General features: G+C 61.7%; 13 protein-coding genes and 1 pseudogene. 12 read left to right on the forward strand and 2 right to left on the reverse strand.

Annotated features, from left to right (window positions below; translation table 11 throughout):
• The first annotated feature begins 21 nt into the window (after positions 1 to 21).
• The 6 genes from ACZ9H4_RS16025 (at position 22) to ACZ9H4_RS16050 (ending at position 7,232) form a co-directional block, all read left to right on the forward strand.
• Positions 22 to 1,767 carry a carbamoyltransferase family protein gene (locus ACZ9H4_RS16025; protein ID WP_476119602.1) on the forward strand — a complete coding sequence of 582 codons (1,746 nt, stop codon included), beginning with the start codon at positions 22 to 24 and terminating at the stop codon, positions 1,765 to 1,767.
• A complete protein-coding gene (locus ACZ9H4_RS16030) occupies positions 1,764 to 2,843 on the forward strand; it encodes a glycosyltransferase family 2 protein (protein ID WP_476119604.1) in 1,080 nt (359 codons plus the stop codon). The genes ACZ9H4_RS16025 and ACZ9H4_RS16030 overlap by 4 nt, the downstream gene beginning before the upstream one ends.
• Positions 2,840 to 3,979: a glycosyltransferase family 9 protein gene (locus tag ACZ9H4_RS16035; RefSeq protein WP_408141413.1), complete on the forward strand. Its 1,140-nt coding sequence runs from the start codon at positions 2,840 to 2,842 to the stop codon at positions 3,977 to 3,979. The genes ACZ9H4_RS16030 and ACZ9H4_RS16035 overlap by 4 nt, the downstream gene beginning before the upstream one ends.
• Positions 3,969 to 4,925 carry a glycosyltransferase family 4 protein gene (locus ACZ9H4_RS16040; protein ID WP_476119607.1) on the forward strand — a complete coding sequence of 319 codons (957 nt, stop codon included), beginning with the start codon at positions 3,969 to 3,971 and terminating at the stop codon, positions 4,923 to 4,925. Before ACZ9H4_RS16035 ends, ACZ9H4_RS16040 begins: the two co-directional genes overlap by 11 nt.
• A 39-nt stretch (positions 4,926 to 4,964) precedes the next feature.
• Positions 4,965 to 5,957 carry a UDP-glucuronic acid decarboxylase family protein gene (locus ACZ9H4_RS16045; RefSeq protein ID WP_476119609.1) on the forward strand — a complete coding sequence of 331 codons (993 nt, stop codon included), beginning with the start codon at positions 4,965 to 4,967 and terminating at the stop codon, positions 5,955 to 5,957.
• A gap of 345 nt (positions 5,958 to 6,302) precedes the next feature.
• Positions 6,303 to 7,232, forward strand: coding sequence for a glycosyltransferase family 2 protein (locus ACZ9H4_RS16050; protein WP_408141416.1), 930 nt, complete (start codon positions 6,303 to 6,305; stop codon positions 7,230 to 7,232).
• Positions 7,233 to 7,300: 68 nt separating this feature from the next.
• Here ACZ9H4_RS16050 and ACZ9H4_RS16055 read toward each other — a convergent pair whose 3' ends face one another.
• On the reverse strand, positions 7,301 to 7,546 hold the full coding sequence (locus ACZ9H4_RS16055) for an EamA family transporter (protein WP_476119611.1): 246 nt from the start codon (positions 7,544 to 7,546) through the stop codon (positions 7,301 to 7,303).
• Positions 7,441 to 8,223 (reverse strand): DMT family transporter, encoded by a 783-nt coding sequence (locus ACZ9H4_RS16060; protein WP_476119613.1) that lies wholly within the window; start codon positions 8,221 to 8,223, stop codon positions 7,441 to 7,443. The genes ACZ9H4_RS16055 and ACZ9H4_RS16060 overlap by 106 nt, the downstream gene beginning before the upstream one ends.
• A gap of 1,080 nt (positions 8,224 to 9,303) precedes the next feature.
• Here ACZ9H4_RS16060 and ACZ9H4_RS16065 point away from each other — a divergent pair.
• The 6 genes and pseudogenes from ACZ9H4_RS16065 to ACZ9H4_RS16090 all read left to right on the forward strand — a co-directional run bounded on the left by ACZ9H4_RS16065 (position 9,304) and on the right by ACZ9H4_RS16090 (position 19,920).
• Entirely contained in the window at positions 9,304 to 10,275 is a 972-nt protein-coding gene (locus ACZ9H4_RS16065; protein ID WP_476119615.1) for a DUF4238 domain-containing protein, read from the forward strand.
• Positions 10,276 to 10,632: 357 nt separating this feature from the next.
• On the forward strand, positions 10,633 to 10,914 hold the full coding sequence (locus ACZ9H4_RS16070; RefSeq protein WP_476119617.1) for a CsbD family protein: 282 nt from the start codon (positions 10,633 to 10,635) through the stop codon (positions 10,912 to 10,914).
• A gap of 118 nt (positions 10,915 to 11,032) precedes the next feature.
• Positions 11,033 to 11,407 (forward strand): phage holin family protein, encoded by a 375-nt coding sequence (locus tag ACZ9H4_RS16075; protein ID WP_408141420.1) that lies wholly within the window; start codon positions 11,033 to 11,035, stop codon positions 11,405 to 11,407.
• Between the two features lie 1,913 nt (positions 11,408 to 13,320).
• Positions 13,321 to 13,977: a peroxiredoxin gene (locus ACZ9H4_RS16080; RefSeq protein ID WP_476119619.1), complete on the forward strand. Its 657-nt coding sequence runs from the start codon at positions 13,321 to 13,323 to the stop codon at positions 13,975 to 13,977.
• Positions 13,978 to 14,037: 60 nt separating this feature from the next.
• Positions 14,038 to 15,102 (forward strand): MBL fold metallo-hydrolase, encoded by a 1,065-nt coding sequence (locus ACZ9H4_RS16085; RefSeq protein ID WP_408153441.1) that lies wholly within the window; start codon positions 14,038 to 14,040, stop codon positions 15,100 to 15,102.
• Positions 15,103 to 15,760: 658 nt separating this feature from the next.
• Positions 15,761 to 19,920 (forward strand): annotated as a pseudogene (locus ACZ9H4_RS16090) (CheR family methyltransferase).
• Positions 19,921 to 20,102 lie beyond the last annotated feature (182 nt).

The raw sequence follows: 20,102 nt of genomic DNA on the forward strand, positions 1-20,102 counted from the left end.
CCTTTTTTCTTGTGAACGCCCATGTACACACTCGGAATCAATGCCGTCTATCACGACAGCGCCGCAGCCCTGCTGCGTGACGGCGTCGTGCTCGCCGCAGCAGAAGACGAGCGCTTCACCCACGTCAAACATGCCAAGCGCCCCGTGCCGTTCTCGACCTGGCAGTTGCCTTTCGACGCGATCGACTATTGCCTGAAGGAGGCCGGAATCACGCTCGCCGACGTCGATCACGTCGCCTATTCGTACGACCCCACGCTGTTCGGCGGCATGCCCAGCCGTCCGGGCGCAACCATCGAGCTGCCGTTCGATCCCACCAGTGCGCGCATGACCGACCCTTCCGCGTCGCCATGGGACCCGTTGTTCCTGAGCTATATCGCCAATGCAAAAGGTCAGTTGCTCGACGGCGCGCCGCATCATTTGCGCAAGAGGTTTCAGCGCACGGACCGGGAGCACGCTTTCGAATGGCACTTCGTCGAGCATCATCTCGCGCATGAGGCGAGTGCCTTCCTCGCCGCGCCATTTGACGACACCGCCGTGCTGACCATGGATGGCCGTGGCGAAGGCGTGACGACGAGCATGGGGCGGTTCGTCGGCGGCACCTATGAGCGGCTCAGGCAGGTCGAACTGCCGCACTCGCTCGGGTTGCTCTATGAGGCCGTCACCGACTGGCTCGGCTTCCTGCATTCGTCGGACGAGTACAAGGTGATGGCGCTCGCGTCATACGGCAAGCCCGTCTACCTCGACATATTCCGCGAGATCGTTCGCTATCGCAATGACGGCACATACACCGTCGACGCGCCGCGTCTCACCGAGCGCTTCGGGCCGCCGCGCGAGCGGGGCGGCCCGCTTGAACAGCGCCACTTCGACATTGCCCATTCCCTGCAGCGCGTGCTCGAGGAGATCGTGCTGCAACTGGCTGGCTGGCTTCATCGCCAGACGGGCCTACGCACACTGAGCATGGCCGGCGGCGTCGCGCTGAACTGCGTGATGAATTCGAAGCTGCGCGACGCCGGTCCGTTCGATGACGTGTGGGTTCAACCCGCCGCCGGCGATGCGGGCACCGCGCTCGGCGCGGCGCTATGGATCGATTACCGCGAACGCAGCGCACGCGGCGAGCGTGGACGCCGATGGACGATGGACCATGCGTACCTCGGCCCGGAATACGGCGAGGAGGAAATCGAGCAGTTCCTGCGATGGTCGAAAGTGCCGTACCGCAGGCTCGCCGACATCGCAGGCGATACCGCGGACCTGCTCGCCGACGGCAAGGTGATCGGGTGGTATCAGGGCCGCACGGAGTTCGGGCCGCGTGCGCTCGGCGCGCGCTCGATCCTCGCGTCGCCGGTCGACCCGCGCATGCAGGCGAAGCTCAACGAGATCAAGGATCGCGAGGACTTTCGTCCGGTTGCGCCGGTCGTGATGGAAGAACACGCGAGCGAGTGGTTCGTCGACGGCAAGTCCGCGCCGTTCATGCTGTTTGTCTTCGACGTACGCGCCGAGAAGGCCGAACGCATCCCGGCGGTACGTCACGTAGACGGTACCGCTCGCGTGCAGACCGTCAACCGTACGCAGCATCCGCTCTATTACGACCTGTTGGCCGCGTTCATGCAACGCACGGGCGTGCCGATTCTCGTGAACACGTCGTTCAACACGCGCGGAGAGCCGATGGTGAACTCGCCGCGCGACGCGGTCGAATCGTTCTGGACTTCGCCACTCGATGCGCTCGTGATCGGCCCGTTCCTCGTCGAGAAACCTGGAGTGCGCGCATGAGTTCGCTCGCGAACGGCCCGGTGGACCTGGACGGTAACTTCGTCAAGTCGCGCGGTGACGCGGGGCGGATCGGCGCGAGCTACCAGGGTGCATTGCCGGGGCAGCCGGACGTCAGCGTGGTAGTACCGACCTATCGTAGGCCGGCGATGCTCGCCGCTTGTCTCGACGCGCTATGCCGTCAGGACTTCGCGGCGAACCGCTACGAGATCGTAGTCTGCGACGACGGCCCCGACGACGCTACGCGCGCCTGCGTCGAGCGCATCGCCGAGGCCCAGACCGCGCGCGGGTTAACAGTGCGCTACCTGCCGGTCACGCGCACCCAGGGTCCAGCAGGCGCGCGCAATGCCGGCTGGCGGGTCGCGCGCTCGCCGCTGATCGCCTTCACCGACGACGACACGCTGCCCGACCCGCACTGGCTAAGCGCCGGGGTCGTGGCGCTCGCGCAAGGCGCGGCGGCCGCCGCCGGAACGATCGTCGTGCCGCTGCCGCCGTTGCCGACCGATTACGAAGCGGACGCGAGCGGCCTTGAACGCGCCGAGTTCGCCACCGCGAATGCCTTCGTCTCGCGCAGCTTTCTCGATACGACGGGCGGCTTCGATGAACGCTTCACCTGCGCGTGGCGCGAGGACTCCGATCTGCAATTCACGCTGATGCGCGCAGGCGGCGAGATCCTGCGCGCCGCCGATGCGGTAGTCGTGCATCCCGTGCGGCCGGCGCGCTGGGGCGTAAGCATCGCGCAGCAGCGCAAGAGCCAGTTCGACGCACTGCTTTATAGCAAGCATCCCGAACTGTTTAGAACCCGCATTCGCGCTCGGCCGCCGCTGCTGTATTACGCGATTCTGTGCGCCGCATCGGCCGCACTGATCGGCGGCCTCATCGGCTCGGATACCGTCGCTTTCGATGGGTTGTTCGTTTGGTGCGCGCTAACCGCTTACTTCTGCGCAATCCGTTTGCGCGGACGCGATCACAGCTGGCGGCACATTGCCGAAATGGCATGGACGTCGATTCCAATCCCGTTCCTTTCGATCTTCTGGCGGCTTTACGGCGCCGCCCGTTTCAAGGTGCTCTTTCTATGAAACCATCCACGTTTCTGACGGCGCTCGCGCCACGCCGGATCGCCGTGTTTCGCGCCCTGCAACTCGGCGACATGCTGTGCGCCGTGCCTGCGCTGCGGGCATTGCGACAGGCGGCACCGCATGCGCACATCGCGTTGATCGGCTTGCCGTGGGCAAAAACGTTCGTCGAGCGCTACGCCAGTCTCGTCGACGAGCTGATCGTGTTTCCCGGCGCGGTTGGTTTTCCCGAACAGCGGGAATCCAATGCTGGGCTGCCCGCTTTTTTTTCGCAGATGCGCGCGCGGCGATTCGATCTGGCGATCCAGTTGCACGGCAGCGGCGGCGTCGCGAACGAGTTGCTGCTCGAACTCGGCGCGCGCGCCAATGCGGGATTTGTGCAGGCTGGCGAGGCGGCGCGGCATGGCGTCTTTATCGGCTGGCCTGACGGGCTGCCGGAGTCCGAACGCTATCTCGCGCTGATGAGCGCGCTGGGCGCGCCCGTGATCGACCGGCAGTTGTGGTTCCCGCTCAGCGCCCACGACGGTGACGAATACGCTGCGCTGGTGGCCGAGCATGGTATCGAAGCGCAGCGGCTCGTGCTGGTACACCCAGGTGCCCAATTGCCGTCGCGTCGCTGGCCCGCCGAACGCTTTGCCGAGGTGGCCGACAAACTGGCCTCCGACGGCTGGCAGATCGCGGTCACCGGCACTGCCGCCGAAGCGCCGCTGACCGGCGCGGTGCTCGGCGCAATGACCGCGCCCGCCCTGCATCTGGCCGGCGCCACGTCACTCGGCGGCCTTGCCGGGCTCGTCGCGCATGCCCGTCTGGTGGTCTGCAACGACACGGGCATCTCGCACATTGCCGCCGCCACGGCCACCGCCTCAGTGGTGATCGCGTCCGGGAGCGACACACGACGCTGGGCGCCGCTCGATCACGCACGGCATCGTGTGCTCGCCGACTATCCGGCGTGCAGGCCATGCATGTTCCGGGACTGCCCCTATGGTCATCCGTGTGCGCTGAATGTCAGCGTGCAACAGGTGGTCCAGGCTGCGTGCGTGCAACTCGCCAAGGATAGCGGTGCACACCCCGGCGCGCCGAACGCGTTGCATGCACGAGCGAACCCGGAGACCTTCGAGGAGTCGCATCATGTTGCGTAACTGCCGACATTTGCGCGTTCTGACCTGGCATGTGCACGGCAACTATCTGTACTACCTGACCCAGACGCCGCACGACTTCTTTCTGGTCACGAAGCCCGGCCATCCGTCAGGCTATGCAGGCAAGGTCGGCGTGCTGCCGTGGGGCGAGAACGTGCACGAGATCGATATCGACGACGTTCCCGATCAGCAGTTCGACGTCATCCTGTACCAGCACAAGACCCACTGGGAATACGATCGCGAGCACGTGTTAAGCCCGGCGCAACAGCGGCTTCCGCGGGTCTATATCGAGCACGATCCGCCTCAGGACAATCCATTCCAGCAATGGCATTGGGTCGATGATCCGGACACGCTGCTGGTGCACGTCACGCATTTCAACCGGTTGATGTGGGATTGCGGCGTTACGCCGACGCGGGTGATCGAGCACGGCGTGGTGGTGCCCGAGGGCGTGCGCTACAGCGGCGAACTCGAACGCGGCATCGTGGTGGTGAATCATCTGGCACAACGTGGCCGACGGCTCGGCGCGGACGTGTTCGCCGAAACGCGTGCGCGTGTGCCGCTCGATCTGGTCGGCATGGATGCGGAGCGGCTCGGCGGCATCGGGGAAATCGGCAATCTCGATCTCGCCGAGTTCAGCGCGCGCTATCGATTCTTTTTCAATCCGATTCGCTGGACCAGCCTGGGTCTTGCGATCGTCGAGGCAATGACGATCGGCATGCCGATCGTCGGTCTTGCGACCACCGAACTGGCCACCGTGATCCGGAACGGCGAGAACGGCTTCGTGCATACCGACGTGAACGCGCTGGTCGACACGATGAACGAGTTGCTGCGCGATCCCGGCGAAGCGCGGCGTCTGGGCCAGGGCGCGCGGCGCACCGCGCTGGAGCGCTTTCATATCGACCGCTTTGCGCAGGACTGGCACGACGTTTTGCAGCAAGTCTCCGCCTGAATCCAGCCTGAGGCGTCCCTCCGGGAAGGACACATCACCATGAAAGAACTCACCCGCAAACGGATTCTGGTCACAGGCGGCGCCGGCTTCCTCGGCTCGCATCTGTGCGAACGCCTCGTCACTCAGGGGCACGAGGTGCTATGCGTCGACAACTTCTACACCGGTACCAAGGACAACATTGCGCCGCTGCTCGACTGCGCGAACTTCGAGTTAATGCGTCATGACGTGACCTTTCCGCTGTACGTGGAAGTCGACGAAATCTACAACCTCGCGTGCCCCGCTTCGCCAATTCACTATCAGCACGACCCGGTGCAGACCACCAAGACCAGCGTGCATGGTGCGATCAACATGCTTGGACTCGCCAAGCGCGTGAAAGCGAAAATCTTCCAGGCGTCCACGAGCGAGGTGTACGGCGACGCGCTGGTCCATCCGCAGAAGGAAGACTACTGGGGGCATGTCAATCCGATCGGCCCCCGCTCGTGCTATGACGAGGGCAAGCGTTGCGCCGAGACATTGTTCATGGACTACCGGCGCCAGCACGGACTGTCGATCCGGATCGCACGCATCTTCAATACGTACGGGCCACGCATGCATCCCTCGGATGGCCGCGTAGTGTCGAACTTCATGATGCAGGCGTTGCGCGGAGAGCCGCTCACGCTCTACGGCGACGGCTCACAAACCCGCTCCTTCTGTTACGTGGACGATATGGTCGATGCGTTCATCCGTTTGATGAGTCTCGACGACGATCCGGGTGGTCCTGTGAATCTCGGCAATCCTCACGAGGTCACGATGCGCGAGGTTGCACAGCGCATCGTCACAATCACGGAGTCCCAATCGCGGCTGGAACTGCGTCCTCTGCCGACCGACGACCCGTGGCATCGTCAGCCTGATATCTCGCGAGCGCACGATCTGCTCGGCTGGCAGCCGTCCACTTCGCTCGATGATGGCTTGCGCCTGACAGCCCGCTATTTCCGCGCGCGGATAGAGGCCAGCGAGGATTTTGCCGCTGCGCTTTCGCATCGTTCGAGATGAAGGGACTCGCCTTGCTTCTCTGCCGCCTACCCTGGCAGTGGGTTTTACAGCATTGGTGCTCCGGTTTTCCGTCGATGAGCCCTGTCCACCTCGGGTGCTTATGGGCGCGGATCGCATCCCCTTCCCAAACACCGCATCGACGGAGTTTGCGTTTCCATGGGGACCAGCGTGGAGGCATCGCTGTCCAGTGCGACGGATTCTGCGTCGCTGACCTTCGTCGTGCTGTGCCGGAACCGCGGCAGCGCCAGGGCGATTCTGAGCGCGGATTCTCGCCCCCCCTTTCAACGGGAATCATCTGCTAGCGCACGACCTGTGGGAAAGTGAGAAAAATCGCGAGGTTCTTCAATGAAGATGGACGCCTGTCAAGAGGACCTGCCAATCGCGCACCGCATCTCGGTTGTCGTGCTCACACATAACCGCGCGGCGGAAGTGCTACATAGCTTGTCGCGCCTCATTGCGTTGCCGGAGAAGCCCGCGGTGATAGTTGTCGACAATGCTTCTAGCGACGATACCGTCGCGCTGATAGAGGCGAGGCTGCCGACGGTACGCGTCGTGCAGTGCGCTGCGAATTTTGGCGCCGCGGGTCGTAATCAAGCCATCGCCTGCGTATCGACCGACTACGTCGCCTTTTGCGACGATGATATGTGGTGGGAGGCCGGCTCTTTGGCGCGGGCGGTTCGTCTGCTCGACGCCTCGCCTCGCGTCGCGGTGCTGAGCGCCCGGGTGCTCGTCGGCGATTCGCTGGAACTGGATGAGACGTGCGTCCGTATGCGAAACAGCCCGCTGGACCAAGGTGATTTGCCCGGCCCGCCCTTGACGGGGTACATAGCCGGCGCTTGCATTTTCCGGACCGACGTGTTCCGGGCGGTCGGCGGCTATGAGCCGCGCCTTTTTATCGGAGGTGAAGAAGAACTAGTGGCGCTCGACGTGCTCACAGCCGGCAGTGCGATCGTTTACATGGATTCAGCGGTCGTGCATCATCATCCGTCGCGGGCGCGCGATAGCCGCTTGAGACGACGGCTGCTGGCGCGCAATACAGCATGGATTTCCTGGCTGCGTTTGCCTTGGCGCGAAGCTTGGTCCGCTACGGCGCGCGCCTTCGCGCTTCTGTGGCGCGAAGGCGCGTTCGTACACGATGTGTTTACCATGATCAGCGCTCTCCCATGGGCGCTGGCCCGTCGCCGGGTGGCCCCGCCCGCCGTCCTGGAGATGCGTCGGCAGGTGCATGAAGCCGAGCGAAGTCAGAAGAAAATCGCCGCCGGCCCTTCGAACTGACGGCCTGGCACCGGCGATTCTGGAGTGGTGGCACTTTTTTTGGGCGCACACGTGAAGTTGCAGCGGCCTCATGGGTATTGGCGCCCAGGACGTCGACTAAAAAAGATTGCCGATCCGACGACGATCACTCCGCCAAGTACGGCGGTTAGCCCGAGAGACTCGTGCAAAATGAACACGCCGAGAAAGGTCCCCACCACGGGTTCCAGATTTACAAATACGCCCGAACGCGAAGCAGGCATTTTGGACAATCCCCAATTCCACAACAGATAGGCAGCTGCGGTGGCGAGAATGCCCTGCGCGCCAACCCCGCCCAAGCTATAGGGGAGAACCGGAAGCGTAATGGTTGCCAGATCTCCGCATAGACCACGAGGAAAAAGGTACCCACTGTGAGAATGGACGCCGTCACGTTGAAGGGACTGCGACTCTTCACCAGTTTCTTGGTCGCGAGAATCATTACCACCGCCGCCAACGCTGAGAGCAGTACCAAGATGTCGCCTTTCAAGTTCGGTTGCGCCCCACGCCCACGAGGGGTTGACACCGCGATCAGAACGGCCCCAACCGCGGAGAGAAGAAGGACGGCCCATTCGGCTCTGTCGAGACGCTCGTGCAAAAACATGGCCGAACCCGAAGCGAGAAGCACGGGCACGATGGCAATAATTAGAGAAGCGTGTGACACCGTTGTCAGTTGGACGCCCTTGAACTGGATGAGGAATTGGACTGGCACCCCGACCACAGCCGCAAGCACGAGAACCGATAGATCTCGCCCCTGAAACAGTTTCCACGTTCTGAGCAGAACGGGCAGGAGGGCAACCGTGGCGAAGAGAAGTCTAAATGTCACGTTCTCTGTGACCGACATCTCACTAAAAGCAATCTTTCCGAAGAGAAATCCGGTACCCCATAACGCTCCTGCGGCCGCAAGAGAGAGGGACGCGAGGCGGTGTGAAGATTGACGGGGCCCACCGGGACTAGTAGTAATGCGCGGTTCGTCCATCTCGGTGATCTCCAGATTAGCGCCAAACCTGAGCAGGACCTAAATCATTGGAAAAATCTATAACCAAACGGATACCCGGTTGCGGAGGCGACTCGCCGTTCCCTAATGCTACCGCGTGCTCCGGGCAACTTGCAGTGCGCTCAGGGTCCCGCATGCCCGCCGCAAGAATCTGGCCGTTCCGCGCCGCGCTCGTGCGCCGCCGCACGGAATGATGGCGAACAAATTGTTAGTCTGATGTTCGCAGCCCGAGATGCTGTTAGAACAACTATGAGACGACAATGAAAAACGTGCCGATTGTGGCTGACGAAACCGAGCGCCTGAGCGCATGGAATGGCATTCTTCGCCGGGATGGTTATCGAGTCGTCAGTGCCAGAAATGGACTTGGGGGCCCGTCGTCGCAAGAAGGGAGAAGCCGGCGCTTATCATTAGCGACCGGACTATGCCCGTGATGGACGGGGTCGAATTTTGCCGGCATCTCAGGTCGAAGCACGCGCTCGCGCGAATTCCTCTTATTCTCGCACGCACCGAATCCATCGAGCTGCGCGAACGAGGGACTTGCGACGAGTTCTGGCTCAGGCCTGTCTCTGTTGAAACGCTGCGGACTTCGGTGCGGCGCCTCTTGAACGTTAGCCACGCAGCGGGCTGATACATATAAAAGGCGTGAAGCGCCCCCGTATGTGACGATAATGTTCAGTACTCCAGTGGCCTCTCCCTGATGTCTGCTCGTCCGTAGATCTTCGCGATCTGCGGTGCCGTCGATGTCGGCTTCGCTATGCGTTCTTCTGAAGGCGATTTCATCTGAGGGAAGAGGTCCATCCCTTGCGCTCCTTGCAAACCAAAGGTACGCCGAGACTCAACCTGCATTGAATTTTCATTGCGGGCGGTTCCATGTAAACGAGGGACTAACGCCCGCAAGTACTCCGCCAAAGGGGCTATCGGTCGTGATCGGCTCGTGCTGAACGTTGCGGTCGGGGACTGTCGGCTCTGAAGAGTTCTCGTCAAGCTCAGAAATCGTCCGCGAATATGATGCTCCGAACGGGCCAACGCGATGCGCTCACCCATCCTCCTGCTGGAGGCCTTGTGTCAAAGACGAAATTAGATGGCGCGAAAGACGGCGAAGCCGCGCGCATTCTCGGGTGCTATCTAAGCGGGTTCACTCGTAATCGCGATAAAAACTCGCAGTTGTATATCGTCGACTCGTCGGTCGAACATGCTTTCGTCTCGACGCCACAAAATGTTGCGGCAGAACGCAAATTCAATCAGGTCGCGATGGAGGGAGAAAACCCCTGTTCAGCGGACCAGGGCTACGCGCAATTCGAATCGGAACTGGCTCCAGCGCTGGCCCGTACGAACAGCAAGGGCGACTTTTCCGACGATGCCGACCGTGCGCTCATTCTGAGGCTGATCGCGCAGTTGGCGGTGCTCGGCGCGGAGCGCACGGAAGTGATACGCCACTATATGCAGGAGACTGCTCGCAGGCTAAGCGAGTTTGGTATTGCGAATCGGCAGGGTTGGGAATCACAGAAGGGCAAAGCCGCCGAGGCCGGCATCGAGGACGCGGCGCACTGCACTTACGAGGAACTCAGGAGTCTCGTCGAGCGAGGCGACGAGACAGTCGCCACACACACCACCGGGCACCTCGCGCGGGATTTGCAGTCAGTCACCACCTTGTACAACCTGCTGCATCGACGTAGCTGGATCGTGGCGAAAGCCGCGCACGGCTCCGGCGGTTTCATCACTTCTGATCGTCCCGTCACGCTGTCGTGGGACGACATGGAAATGGAGGCCGGATTCTACGCACCCGGTTTCGGACTTCAAGGAACGACGGTGTTTTTTCCGCTTACGAAAGAGCTGGTCATGCGCGGGCGATTCGATGGCCGCGTCGGAACGCTTGAGCTACCCGTCGCTTCAGTCGCCGGTATCAACTCGCGGACAGTTTTCTATGCCGGTCACCAGATCTATGCTGAGACCGAGTCGTTCCGATTTCTGGACGAACATCTCGTGATGCGCCATGGTCAGGATCTGCTACCTACATTGCAGCGGGCACGATGAGCGGCGCATGCCGCTACCGAACGGAAACGCCGGCGACTTCACTGGCATTCTGATTCCGTTCCGGCGGCGAACGCCACGGATCGAGTCAGCGGATACGGCATGTTTGGTATTCCTGGCATTCTTTTACCCCCTCATGTAACTCGTGATCTGCGTTCTGGCATCACATTCAACGAAACAGTGCTAAAGGCGCCTGGCGTGGTGTGCGCCTAACGAGCTGTCGAGGCGGGTCTAACTTTTGCGCAACCTCTAGCACGGCGTCCCGCTCGTAGAGCGGACTGTGCGGACAGCGAAGGCTCGACTGCTCAGTCAGGCGCATTTCCCTGTGCGGCCCGATCGCACCCACTGGAGGAGTAGGCAATGGAAACGACTGAAGGAGAAGGAACGCTACGCGAGGCTGTCGGTGACGTGCAGCAAGCCGCCGGCGATCTGCTGGGCGATGCCGGCGCGCAAGTCAGCGGCAAAGCCAGGGAGTTGAGCGGAAAGGCACAGCAAGTCTACGCCGACCTGGCGGATGTCGTTCGCGAAGCCACGGTGGAGCGGCCATTCGCTGCGTTGGCAGTGGCTGCCGGCATCGGCTTCGTACTCGGCGCGCTTCGTTCGGTGAACCGCGCGAGGTCCAATAATTCAAGGGACGACTGAAGAGATCGGGAGTAAGGGGATTGCGTCTGTACTTCGGCGCGAATGTCGGGGTGCAGACGACAGCGGTCGGCTGGCCATCGCCGCGTTTGTGAAACAAGCGATATCGAGGAGTTCCAGCATGTCCATGCGTTCGAAAGTCACACAGTGGCGGAACGTCGGCAGATTCTGTGTCGAACGGGCCACCGATTATGGCGAACTCCTCGGTGTCGAACTGGAGGAGACCCGGAAACGTCTTGTCCGCGAGTTAAGCGCGCTTGTCGCCCTCGCGGTCGCTGGCCTTTTCACCCTTTCGTTTGTATGCATCGCGGTCATCGCGACGGCTTGGGGAACGCCCTATTTTCTGCACGTTGTATGGGGCGTTGCCGTGATGTGGCTGGCTCTATCGATCGTCTCCTTCGTTATCGTCCGGTCGCAGAAACCTGGACGCTCACTGCATGTTTTGCAGAGGGAAATCCGCGACGATCTCGACACACTGAAGGAGGCGCTGAGTTGAACTACGAACGTACCCCCACGGAAGTCCAGACCGCAATCCTACTGCGCATGGCGGCGTCGCGCGAGGCGTTGCTCGTAGCGAACCGCGCTCCACTCGCGGTCCCGGCTGTTCGCGTGCAGACGCGCTCGGCGGTGGCCAGCGTCGTGACTTCGTTGGCAAACGCACCGCGCGTGACGCTTCTCCTTGCGCTATGTGTTGGCGCAATCCTCCTCGGACCAAGACGCACCGTCAGCATTGCAGGCCGCTCCGGAATCACCGCATGGTTGGGCCTTGTCGCGCGGAAAGCGATCGCCAGGGACGTTTAAGTTGCCGCGTGCATTGGATCGTGCGGCCATGTTGGTGTCGAGAGTTAGGCCGTGCGGCTACACGGTGAAATTCGCGGTCCATTGCTCAGCGCAGCTGCGTCAAGCCGGGACAGCGCTTTTTGACGCAGCCGCGCAGGTACGCATGTGCCCACAAGGAGGGACGGTCGGCATGGGGGCGCAGCCTGGCCCGCCGTGCGTTGATTCCGTTACGCCGCAGCGACCAAAATCGATCGTCGACATTCATCTGACGTTCACTGCATCCTCGAATGCCTTGGCGGCGGAGAGATTGTAGTTCTCGCGGTGGCAATGATGAGCGCTTCACCGGTCGATAGATTGCAGTCGGCCCGCTCGGCGCGCTGACCGGTCGAGCGGCGGCCGAAACCGATGAGCCGGACGGTCAGGCCATCGCTCGCGTGGGCGGAGCTCACGATCGTGCGCAATACCTGCGCCTGGCGTCGGCGGCGATGACGTCGATGCATCTGCAGGGAGGCGAAGTCAAACGCACGCGCGAGCTCGATGCGGCGTTCAGTGCACGCACCCGAGGGGATGCGGCGCGGGATCCGGCTTAACGGTGAGGGTTTTCGGGAGATCAGTACAAGATAGCGATTGTCTAGCCCAGACGGCGTCCCCTCTACCAGCATCCCTTGCTCTCTTAAACCGAGCATGGGCGCCGTTTGACAAGCTGCGCCGCAGAACTCCGGCGCCTGAAGACTGGCCTCGCCGCTCCCGTCCCGCGGACGACTCGCTGTCGATGACGGACGGCAACGCTTGCGCCAGAGACCGTTAGCTTCACTTTTCCTCTCAAATGTTGTCTGGTCGCATTTCGATGACGGTTTAATGGGCTGATGTGTCGACCTCGGTCGCGACGGGCAGCGGTTCTCGCACCTTCGCGTGACTGGCGTGGCGCACCCGCTTGCCTCATTCGCTTGATGTCGTCGGTAACGCAGATATCGCTTTTTGTCGTTCGCAAGCGATCGCCGCGAACGTACTGTTCCGCGTTCCGCGAACGAATACCGCCGACCGGTTTGCGATGTTTGTGGGGGCGCGGCGGACGTTCGCCGGAAAGGAGGCTACACGGGACGTGTATGCGATACGACTGCATCTTGCGCGGCGGCCGAAATGCCGCGAAAAGTTCCAGGATGTACAAACTCAAGTCCCCGGCTCAGCGAGCGACCACAGCGACCACAGCGCCCACAGCGCCAGCCGGATAGCAACGTGGCCGGAGGCAATCCGTTGTTGCCGGCAATTGTCCGCTCCTAGCCGGCCGCTGCCCAAGAGGAAGATTGTGAGCGACCCCGAGCCACCGCCCAACTCACGCCACTAAACCGACCGTTTCCGACGTACACAAGTCGCTCAGCCGGCTGATTCTGTGTGCCGCCGAACAAACGGACGGTCATTAAATGCCGCGCAGTTTCGTTAAACGCCCATAATCGTATATTGGGGGCTTCGTTTCTAACGCTGCCGTCCGCAGACGAGAGCCCGGCCGGATTTCGATGTGGGTGAATATAGTTTGGAAATCAAGGGGCGCTCGTCCCCGATCCAATCGAGCGAGATCTGCAGGCCTCGATCAAGTCTTCCGCAAAATCGACTATTTCACAGGATGGCCATATGTCACTTCGTATCAACGACGTCGCCCCCGACTTTACCGCGAGCACCACGCAGGGCATCATTGATTTCCACGTCTGGATTGGGGACCAATGGGCCATCCTGTTCTCGCATCCGAAGGATTTCACGCCGGTTTGCACCACTGAACTGGGCTACATGGCGAAAATCGAGCCGGAGTTCACGCGACGCAATGCCAAGCTGATCGGCCTGTCGGTCGATCCAGTCGAAGACCACGCCAAATGGGCCGCAGACATCGAAGAGACTCAGGGAGCCGCCGTCAAGTACCCGATGATCGGGGACACCGATCTGGCCGTGGCCAAGCTGTACAACATGCTCCCGGCAGATGCGGGCGAGACGAGCGAGGGGCGCACCGCCGCCACCAACGCCACCGTGCGCTCTGTCTTCATCATCGGGCCTGACAAGAAAATCAAGCTGATGTTGACCTATCCGATGACCACTGGCCGCAACTTCGACGAAATCCTGCGCGTGCTCGATTCGATGCAGCTAACCGCGAAATACAAAGTAGCCACACCGGTCAACTGGAAGCAGGGCGAGGACGTCATTATCACGCCCGCGGTAAGCAACGAAGAGGCGGAGCAGTCCTTTCCTGGCTTCAAGACCATCAAGCCGTACTTGCGCACCACCCGGCAGCCGGGCTGAGCGCAGGCACGGCAGCCCCTGCTGGGCCGTCGTGCCTCCCTCCCCCTTCAGAGGTCCGCGATGATCTTTCGCCAGCTCTTCGACCCTGCCTCGTCCACCTACACCTACTTGCTGGGTGACAGCGGTGAAGCACTTCTGATCGACCCTGTGTACGAGCAGGTGCCGCGGGACCTGGCGCTGCTGCAGGAGTTGGGACTGCGACTGCGAACTACGCTCGACACGCACGTGCACGCCGACCACGTGACCGGCGCGTGGCGCTTGCGCCAGCGTTGCGGCAGCCTGATCGCACTCGCCGCGGTCGTCGGCGCCGAGGGAGTGAACCGGCCGTTGCAGCACGGCGATCGAATCGACTTCGGCATGCGCCACCTGACCGTGCGCGCAACGCCCGGTCATACCAATGGCTGCCTGACCTATGTTCTGGACGACCAGAGCATGGCCTTTACCGGTGACAGCTTGCTGATTCGCGGCTGTGGCCGCACCGATTTCCAGCAAGGGAGCCCGCGCCTGCTGTTCGCATCGGTGCGCGGGCAGATCCTGACGCTGCCCGACGACTGCCTGCTCTATCCTGCGCACGACTATCGCGGCATCACCGTCACCAGCGTGGCCGAGGAGCAGCGCTTCAACCCGCGCCTCGGCGGCGCCGTGGACGTCGGCGACTTCACGGGCCATATGAACAACCTGAATTTGCCTCATCCCAAGCTGATGGCCGTGGCGGTGCCCGCAAACCTGCGCTGCGGACAACCGGAGGACGACGCGGCTGCGGCCGATAATCCCGACTGGGCGCCCCTGACGCTGCGCTTCAGCGGCGTGTGGGAAATCGAGCCGATGGCGCTGCTAGAGTACGGGGCAACGCTACAGATCGTCGATGTGCGCGAGGCGCCGGAGTTCATCGATCGTCTGGGCCACCTGCCAGGCGCGAAGCTGGTGCCACTTTCGCAGTTGATGAGCCGGCTGGACGAACTGGATCGCGAGCGGCCAGTCGTGGCCGTGTGCCGCTCCGGAGTACGTTCGGCCCAAGCCAGCGTGTTACTGACCAGGGCAGGCTTCGGGAAGGTGGCCAATCTCGCTGGCGGCATGCTGCGGTGGAAGACGGAGGGACTGCCGGCGGCATCGGGCGGCGCTTGACAGTCTGTGCGGGCCAACGTGGCCTGGACGGCAAGGACCGCACTCTGAAACTGCCCGCTTGGCACGATCGAGGGCGAACGGCTGCGCTGCATCGTACGTGCGCTTGCGCTGATCTTGTGGGACCTCACCTTTGTGCTCGTCGGGTCGCGCGCGACCGTCCGTTGAAGCGAGATGGACGGTCTACCGTCGCTTGTCGAATTTCTACCGACACCGATTGTGCAAAACGCTTGATGGGCCGCAATGCTGACGGGTTTGCTGCAAAAACAGACTTCCGAACGTCGCAGCAAGAACGGTACTGACCGCGTGCTGCCCATGCATCTGCACCCAAAGCTTCAGACGCCCGGTTGCAACGGGCAGCACGCGACCCAATTGAGTCAGTCGCGCCATATTTGCGAGCGTCTCTTGTCTGGCACATTGCCGACCGACAATTTCCTGCGTACGCTAATTTAGCGGGCGGAGCGACCCCCGTTCCGACTAGACTATTGCCGATTTCTCCTTCTGGCGATACGAGCCCCGGTCATTATTACGAACTTCAGTCGACCGTCGGGTGCCGGCTTGGCTTGTGCTTCCCTCCCGGCGTAGGCCGGTGTACGCTGAGTATCCGACTTTCTCCGTCTCACGCAAACTGGCCCGCCTATCGTCGGCGGATCGTCTCCAAATGACAGCTACCACATCCTCTGAGCCGGGCTCCGAGCGCTCGGGCGCAACGCTTACGCCCTCCGCTTCACCGACGTTTCCCGTCGTAGGCATCGGCGCGTCGGCGGGCGGCATTCAGGCGCTTCTTCGGCTCTTCGAGCAGATGCCTGCGGACAGCGGTATGGCATTCGTCATTGTGTTGCATCTCTCCCCGAAGTACGAAAGTCGTGCTGACGAGGTGCTGCAGCGGGTAACCTCCATGCCCGTCAGGCAGGTTCGCGAGCCCACGCACATCGAGAAGAACAGCGTCTATCTGATTTCGCCCTCCAATGACCTGTCCATGTTCGACGGCTATCTTCGCGTGACGCCGGCGGAGCGCTCTTCAGGTAGGCCCGTGGCCATCGACCGTTTTTTCCGGAGCCTGGCAGACGTTCATGGCACTCGCGCCATCAGCGTGATCCTGTCCGGCACAGGCAGTGACGGCACGGTCGGGATCGGGCGGATCAAGGAATGTGGCGGCGTCACACTGGCTCAGAGCCCGGACGACGCGGAGTACGGCGAGATGCCGCAAAGCGCAATCGCGACCGGGCTGATCGATATGTCGCTGCCCGTCGTCGATCTGCCGCAAAAGCTGATCGAATTGTGGGCCAATGCGCAGTTGATCCAACTACCTGTGGTTGAAGGCGAGCTTCCGGTAGTTGCCGCCCCGCCAGGCGAAAACGCCGCGGCGGCGGAAAGCGCGTTGCAGGAAATCCTTAAGGGACTGCGGAATTACACCGGACACGACTTCCGTCACTATAAGCGCGCGACGGTACTGCGGCGCATCGAACGCCGCCTGCAGGTGAATGCGCTTCCTGATCTGCCTTCTTACCTCCTGTTTCTCGAGCGCCATCCCGACGAAAATCGGGCGTTGCTTCGTGACATGCTGATCGGCGTCACGAATTTCTTCCGCGATCGCGAAGCGTTCGAAGCCCTGGAGCGGGAGGTCGTGCCCGGCATGTTCGAAGGCAGGGATGACGGGGAGCAGGTTCGCGCCTGGGTGGCTGGTTGCTCGACGGGCGAAGAGGCGTATTCGCTCGCCATGCTGTTATGCGAACGGCTGGGTGAAGAAAGTCCCCAGCCAGGCATTCAGGTATTCGCCACCGACATCGATGAACGCGCCATCGAGTCGGCGCGGTCCGGCCGGTATCTCGAGTCGATCCTGACCGATGTGCCGCCCTCCCGGCTGCGGCAGTTTTTCACCCACACACGGGGCTTTTACGTCGTCAGCAAGGCGCTCAGGGAAAAGGTCCTCTTTGCGGCGCACAACATCCTGCGCGATCCGCCCTTTTCACAACTCGACCTCGTGACGTGTCGCAACCTGCTTATCTATCTTGACCGGGATGTCCAGCGGCAGGTATTGCAGACGTTCCATTTCTCGCTGCGCCCTGGCGGGCATCTTTTTCTGGGAAATTCCGAGTCAGCCGAGATAGCGGGCGACCTGTTTGCGCCAGTTGACAAGAAAAACCGCATCTACCGTGCAAAACCTGCCGCTCACAGAATGCGCGTGACGCCCGCGTTGGGGTCAGCCGGAAAAATACCGCAGGCATCGCACGTCGATGTCGCGCGACCTTTGCCGAGGCCGGCAAGTTTTTCGTTTGCGCCGCTGCATCAGCGGGTGATCGAACACTTCTCGCCACCGAGCATTCTGGTTGACCGCGACGCGGAAATCCTGCATATGTCCGAGCGCGTCGGGCGATTTTTGCGTTACGTCGGCGGCGAGCCTTCGCATAATCTGCTGACCGTCGTGAATCCCGATCTCCGTCTCGAACTGAGAACTGCGCTCTATCAGGCGCTACAGGATGGCAAAAGCGTCGAGGTCAAACGGGTGCGGTTTTCTCGGGGTGACGCCTCCTCCTACGTCAACCTGTCTGTCCATCCATTCCACGACGACGCGGCCGGCGGCGATGTCGTCGCCATCTTCTTCGATGAATTCGAGGAACCCGACGGCAAGGGTCCACGTGATGAGGCGCCCGGCCCTGGCCACGGCCGGGTCGTGTCGCATCTCGAAACGGAACTGATCCGCACGAAAGAACTGCTGCAGTCCAGCGTTGAACAATCGAACCTGTCGACCCAGGAACTGAAAGCGTCGAACGAGGAACTGCAGGCGATCAACGAGGAAATGCGTTCAGCCACGGAAGAACTCGAAACCAGCAAGGAAGAGCTCCAGTCGGTCAATGAGGAACTGGTCACAGTGAATGCCGAGCTTCAGACGAAGGTCGAAGACGAGCACGAGCCCACGATGACCTTCAGAATCTCATCGCGTCGAGCGGCATTGCGACGATCTTTGTCGATCGGTCGATGCGCATCAAGCGCTTTACCGCGCCTGCCGTCGGCATCTTCAATCTGATCGGGACTGACATCGGCCGGCCGTTGCTGGATCTCCGGCACCGCCTGGATTATCCGCAACTTGCGCAGGATGCGGCGGCGGCATTCGAGGAACTCAAGGCGACGGAACGGGAAGTCAGCACGAACGATGGACAGTGGTTCATCGCGCGGCTGATGCCGTACCGGACACTCGACGATCGCATTGAGGGCGCGGTGCTGACCCTGATCGACATCACGGCGCGGCGACGCGCGGAAGAGGTGGCGCGAGCAGGCGAAGAACGGTTGAAGTTTGCCGCACTCACCACAAACGACTACGCGATCATCGTACAGGACCTGGACGGCGTGATCGTAAGCTGGAACCGGGGTGCGCAGAACGTGTTCGGCTATGCAGAGGCAGAGATGATCGGAAAACCGGTCGATCTGATCTTTTCAGCGGAAGACCGGGAACGGGGTGTGCCGCTGGCCGAGAGGCAGAACGCCAGCAGTGCAGGCCGCGCCGAAGATGAACGGTGGCATGTGCGCAAGGACGGCAGGCAGATCTATTGCAGTGGCGTGGTGACGGCGATCGACACGGGGGGCTTCCGGGGCTACGCGAAAATTGCGCGGGATCTGACGGACCGGAAAAGTGCTGAAAGCCGCCAGGCTAACCAGCTCGAGCTGGAACGGCGGGTCCGCACACGCGCCGTTTCGTCGAACCGGCAGAAAGATGAATTCTTTGCGGTGCTGTCGCATGAACTGAAAAACCCGCTGAACCTGATCCACGTACAGGCGGAGATGCTGACGCGCGCACCGGAATTGCGCGAAAGTCCGCTCGTTCGAAACGCAACCGGAGTGATCCTCCGCTCGGTCGTCGGGCAGGCAAAGATTATTGACGATCTGCTTGATCTATCGCGGGCGCGAACCGGCAAGCTTGCGCTACATCTGACCGGCGTCGATATCTCAGCGACCGTGCGCACAGTGGTTGACGCGAGCGCATCTGATGCGACCGCTGCTGGCATTGACTTATCTGTATCCGGTATGGACGGCCCTGTGCAGATACAGGCTGACCCGGTCCGTCTGGAACAGGTCTTCTGGAACATCATCCGCAATGCGCTGAAGTTCACCCCGGCGGGCGGCCGCGTCGGCGTGACGCTTTTGCCGGAAGATGGATTTGTATGCGTACAGGTTGAAGATACCGGACAGGGGATCGCACCTGATTTTCTTCCTCGCGTCTTCGACATGTTCAGTCAGGCGAAAACTGGCGCCGCCCGGGAGCATGGGGGCCTGGGGATCGGCCTCTCACTGGTGAAGCAGCTGGTGGAAATGCATGGAGGGCAGATCACCGCGAAATCCGACGGCGTCGGGCGAGGTTCGACGTTCTGCGTGAGACTGCCCGAAATCGCAACCCCGTTGTCTGAGGAACTAAGGCGCCCCGAGGTGGACGGAAACATCCTTAAGGATTTGCGCGTGCTGCTCGTCGACGATTCTGCCGATACGCTCGACGCGTTCCGCACGCTGCTGGAAATGGAAGGCGCAAAAGTTCGAGCCGAACTCGGCGGGAAAGCAGCGCTAGCCGCAGCATCCGAAGCACCATTCGATCTCATCCTTTCGGACATCGGGATGCCGGGAATGAGCGGCTATGAACTCATTGTAGAACTGCGGAAGTTACCTCAAACGGCAACCATCCCAGCAATCGCTTTGACCGGATTTGGGCGCGACAAAGACGTGACCGAAGCGCTGGAGGCTGGCTTTGATGCCCATGTCGGGAAGCCGGTGTCGCTGACTGCTTTACTTGCGGCCATTGACCGGGCTCGTCAGGCTCGCGACGAAACGTAGAACCTGCGGGCTAAAGGCAACCACATCAATATGCAGTCAGGAGCCCCAGCTTACGCGCGAAACGGCGCGAGCGGCTTTTGCCAAAGTGTCGTTGGACGGATCGCCGCAGTGCCGAACGTCTCGTTTTCACGGCAGCGTTCCGATTTTTGCGCGAGCCCAAGGATCCTGCCCGGTGCGAAAGC

The sequence above is a fragment of the Paraburkholderia sp. TE9906 genome (genome assembly GCF_056279605.1).

Coding starts and splice junctions, on each gene's coding strand:
- ACZ9H4_RS16030 (WP_476119604.1), top strand. CDS start 1,764: ATGAGTTCGCTCGCGAACGGCCCGGTGGACCTGGACGGTAACTTCGTC.
- ACZ9H4_RS16070 (WP_476119617.1), top strand. CDS start 10,633: ATGGAAACGACTGAAGGAGAAGGAACGCTACGCGAGGCTGTCGGTGAC.
- ACZ9H4_RS16060 (WP_476119613.1), bottom strand. CDS start 8,223: ATGGACGAACCGCGCATTACTACTAGTCCCGGTGGGCCCCGTCAATCT.
- ACZ9H4_RS16040 (WP_476119607.1), top strand. CDS start 3,969: ATGTTGCGTAACTGCCGACATTTGCGCGTTCTGACCTGGCATGTGCAC.
- ACZ9H4_RS16085 (WP_408153441.1), top strand. CDS start 14,038: ATGATCTTTCGCCAGCTCTTCGACCCTGCCTCGTCCACCTACACCTAC.
- ACZ9H4_RS16080 (WP_476119619.1), top strand. CDS start 13,321: ATGTCACTTCGTATCAACGACGTCGCCCCCGACTTTACCGCGAGCACC.
- ACZ9H4_RS16045 (WP_476119609.1), top strand. CDS start 4,965: ATGAAAGAACTCACCCGCAAACGGATTCTGGTCACAGGCGGCGCCGGC.
- ACZ9H4_RS16075 (WP_408141420.1), top strand. CDS start 11,033: ATGTCCATGCGTTCGAAAGTCACACAGTGGCGGAACGTCGGCAGATTC.
- ACZ9H4_RS16025 (WP_476119602.1), top strand. CDS start 22: ATGTACACACTCGGAATCAATGCCGTCTATCACGACAGCGCCGCAGCC.
- ACZ9H4_RS16050 (WP_408141416.1), top strand. CDS start 6,303: ATGAAGATGGACGCCTGTCAAGAGGACCTGCCAATCGCGCACCGCATC.
- ACZ9H4_RS16035 (WP_408141413.1), top strand. CDS start 2,840: ATGAAACCATCCACGTTTCTGACGGCGCTCGCGCCACGCCGGATCGCC.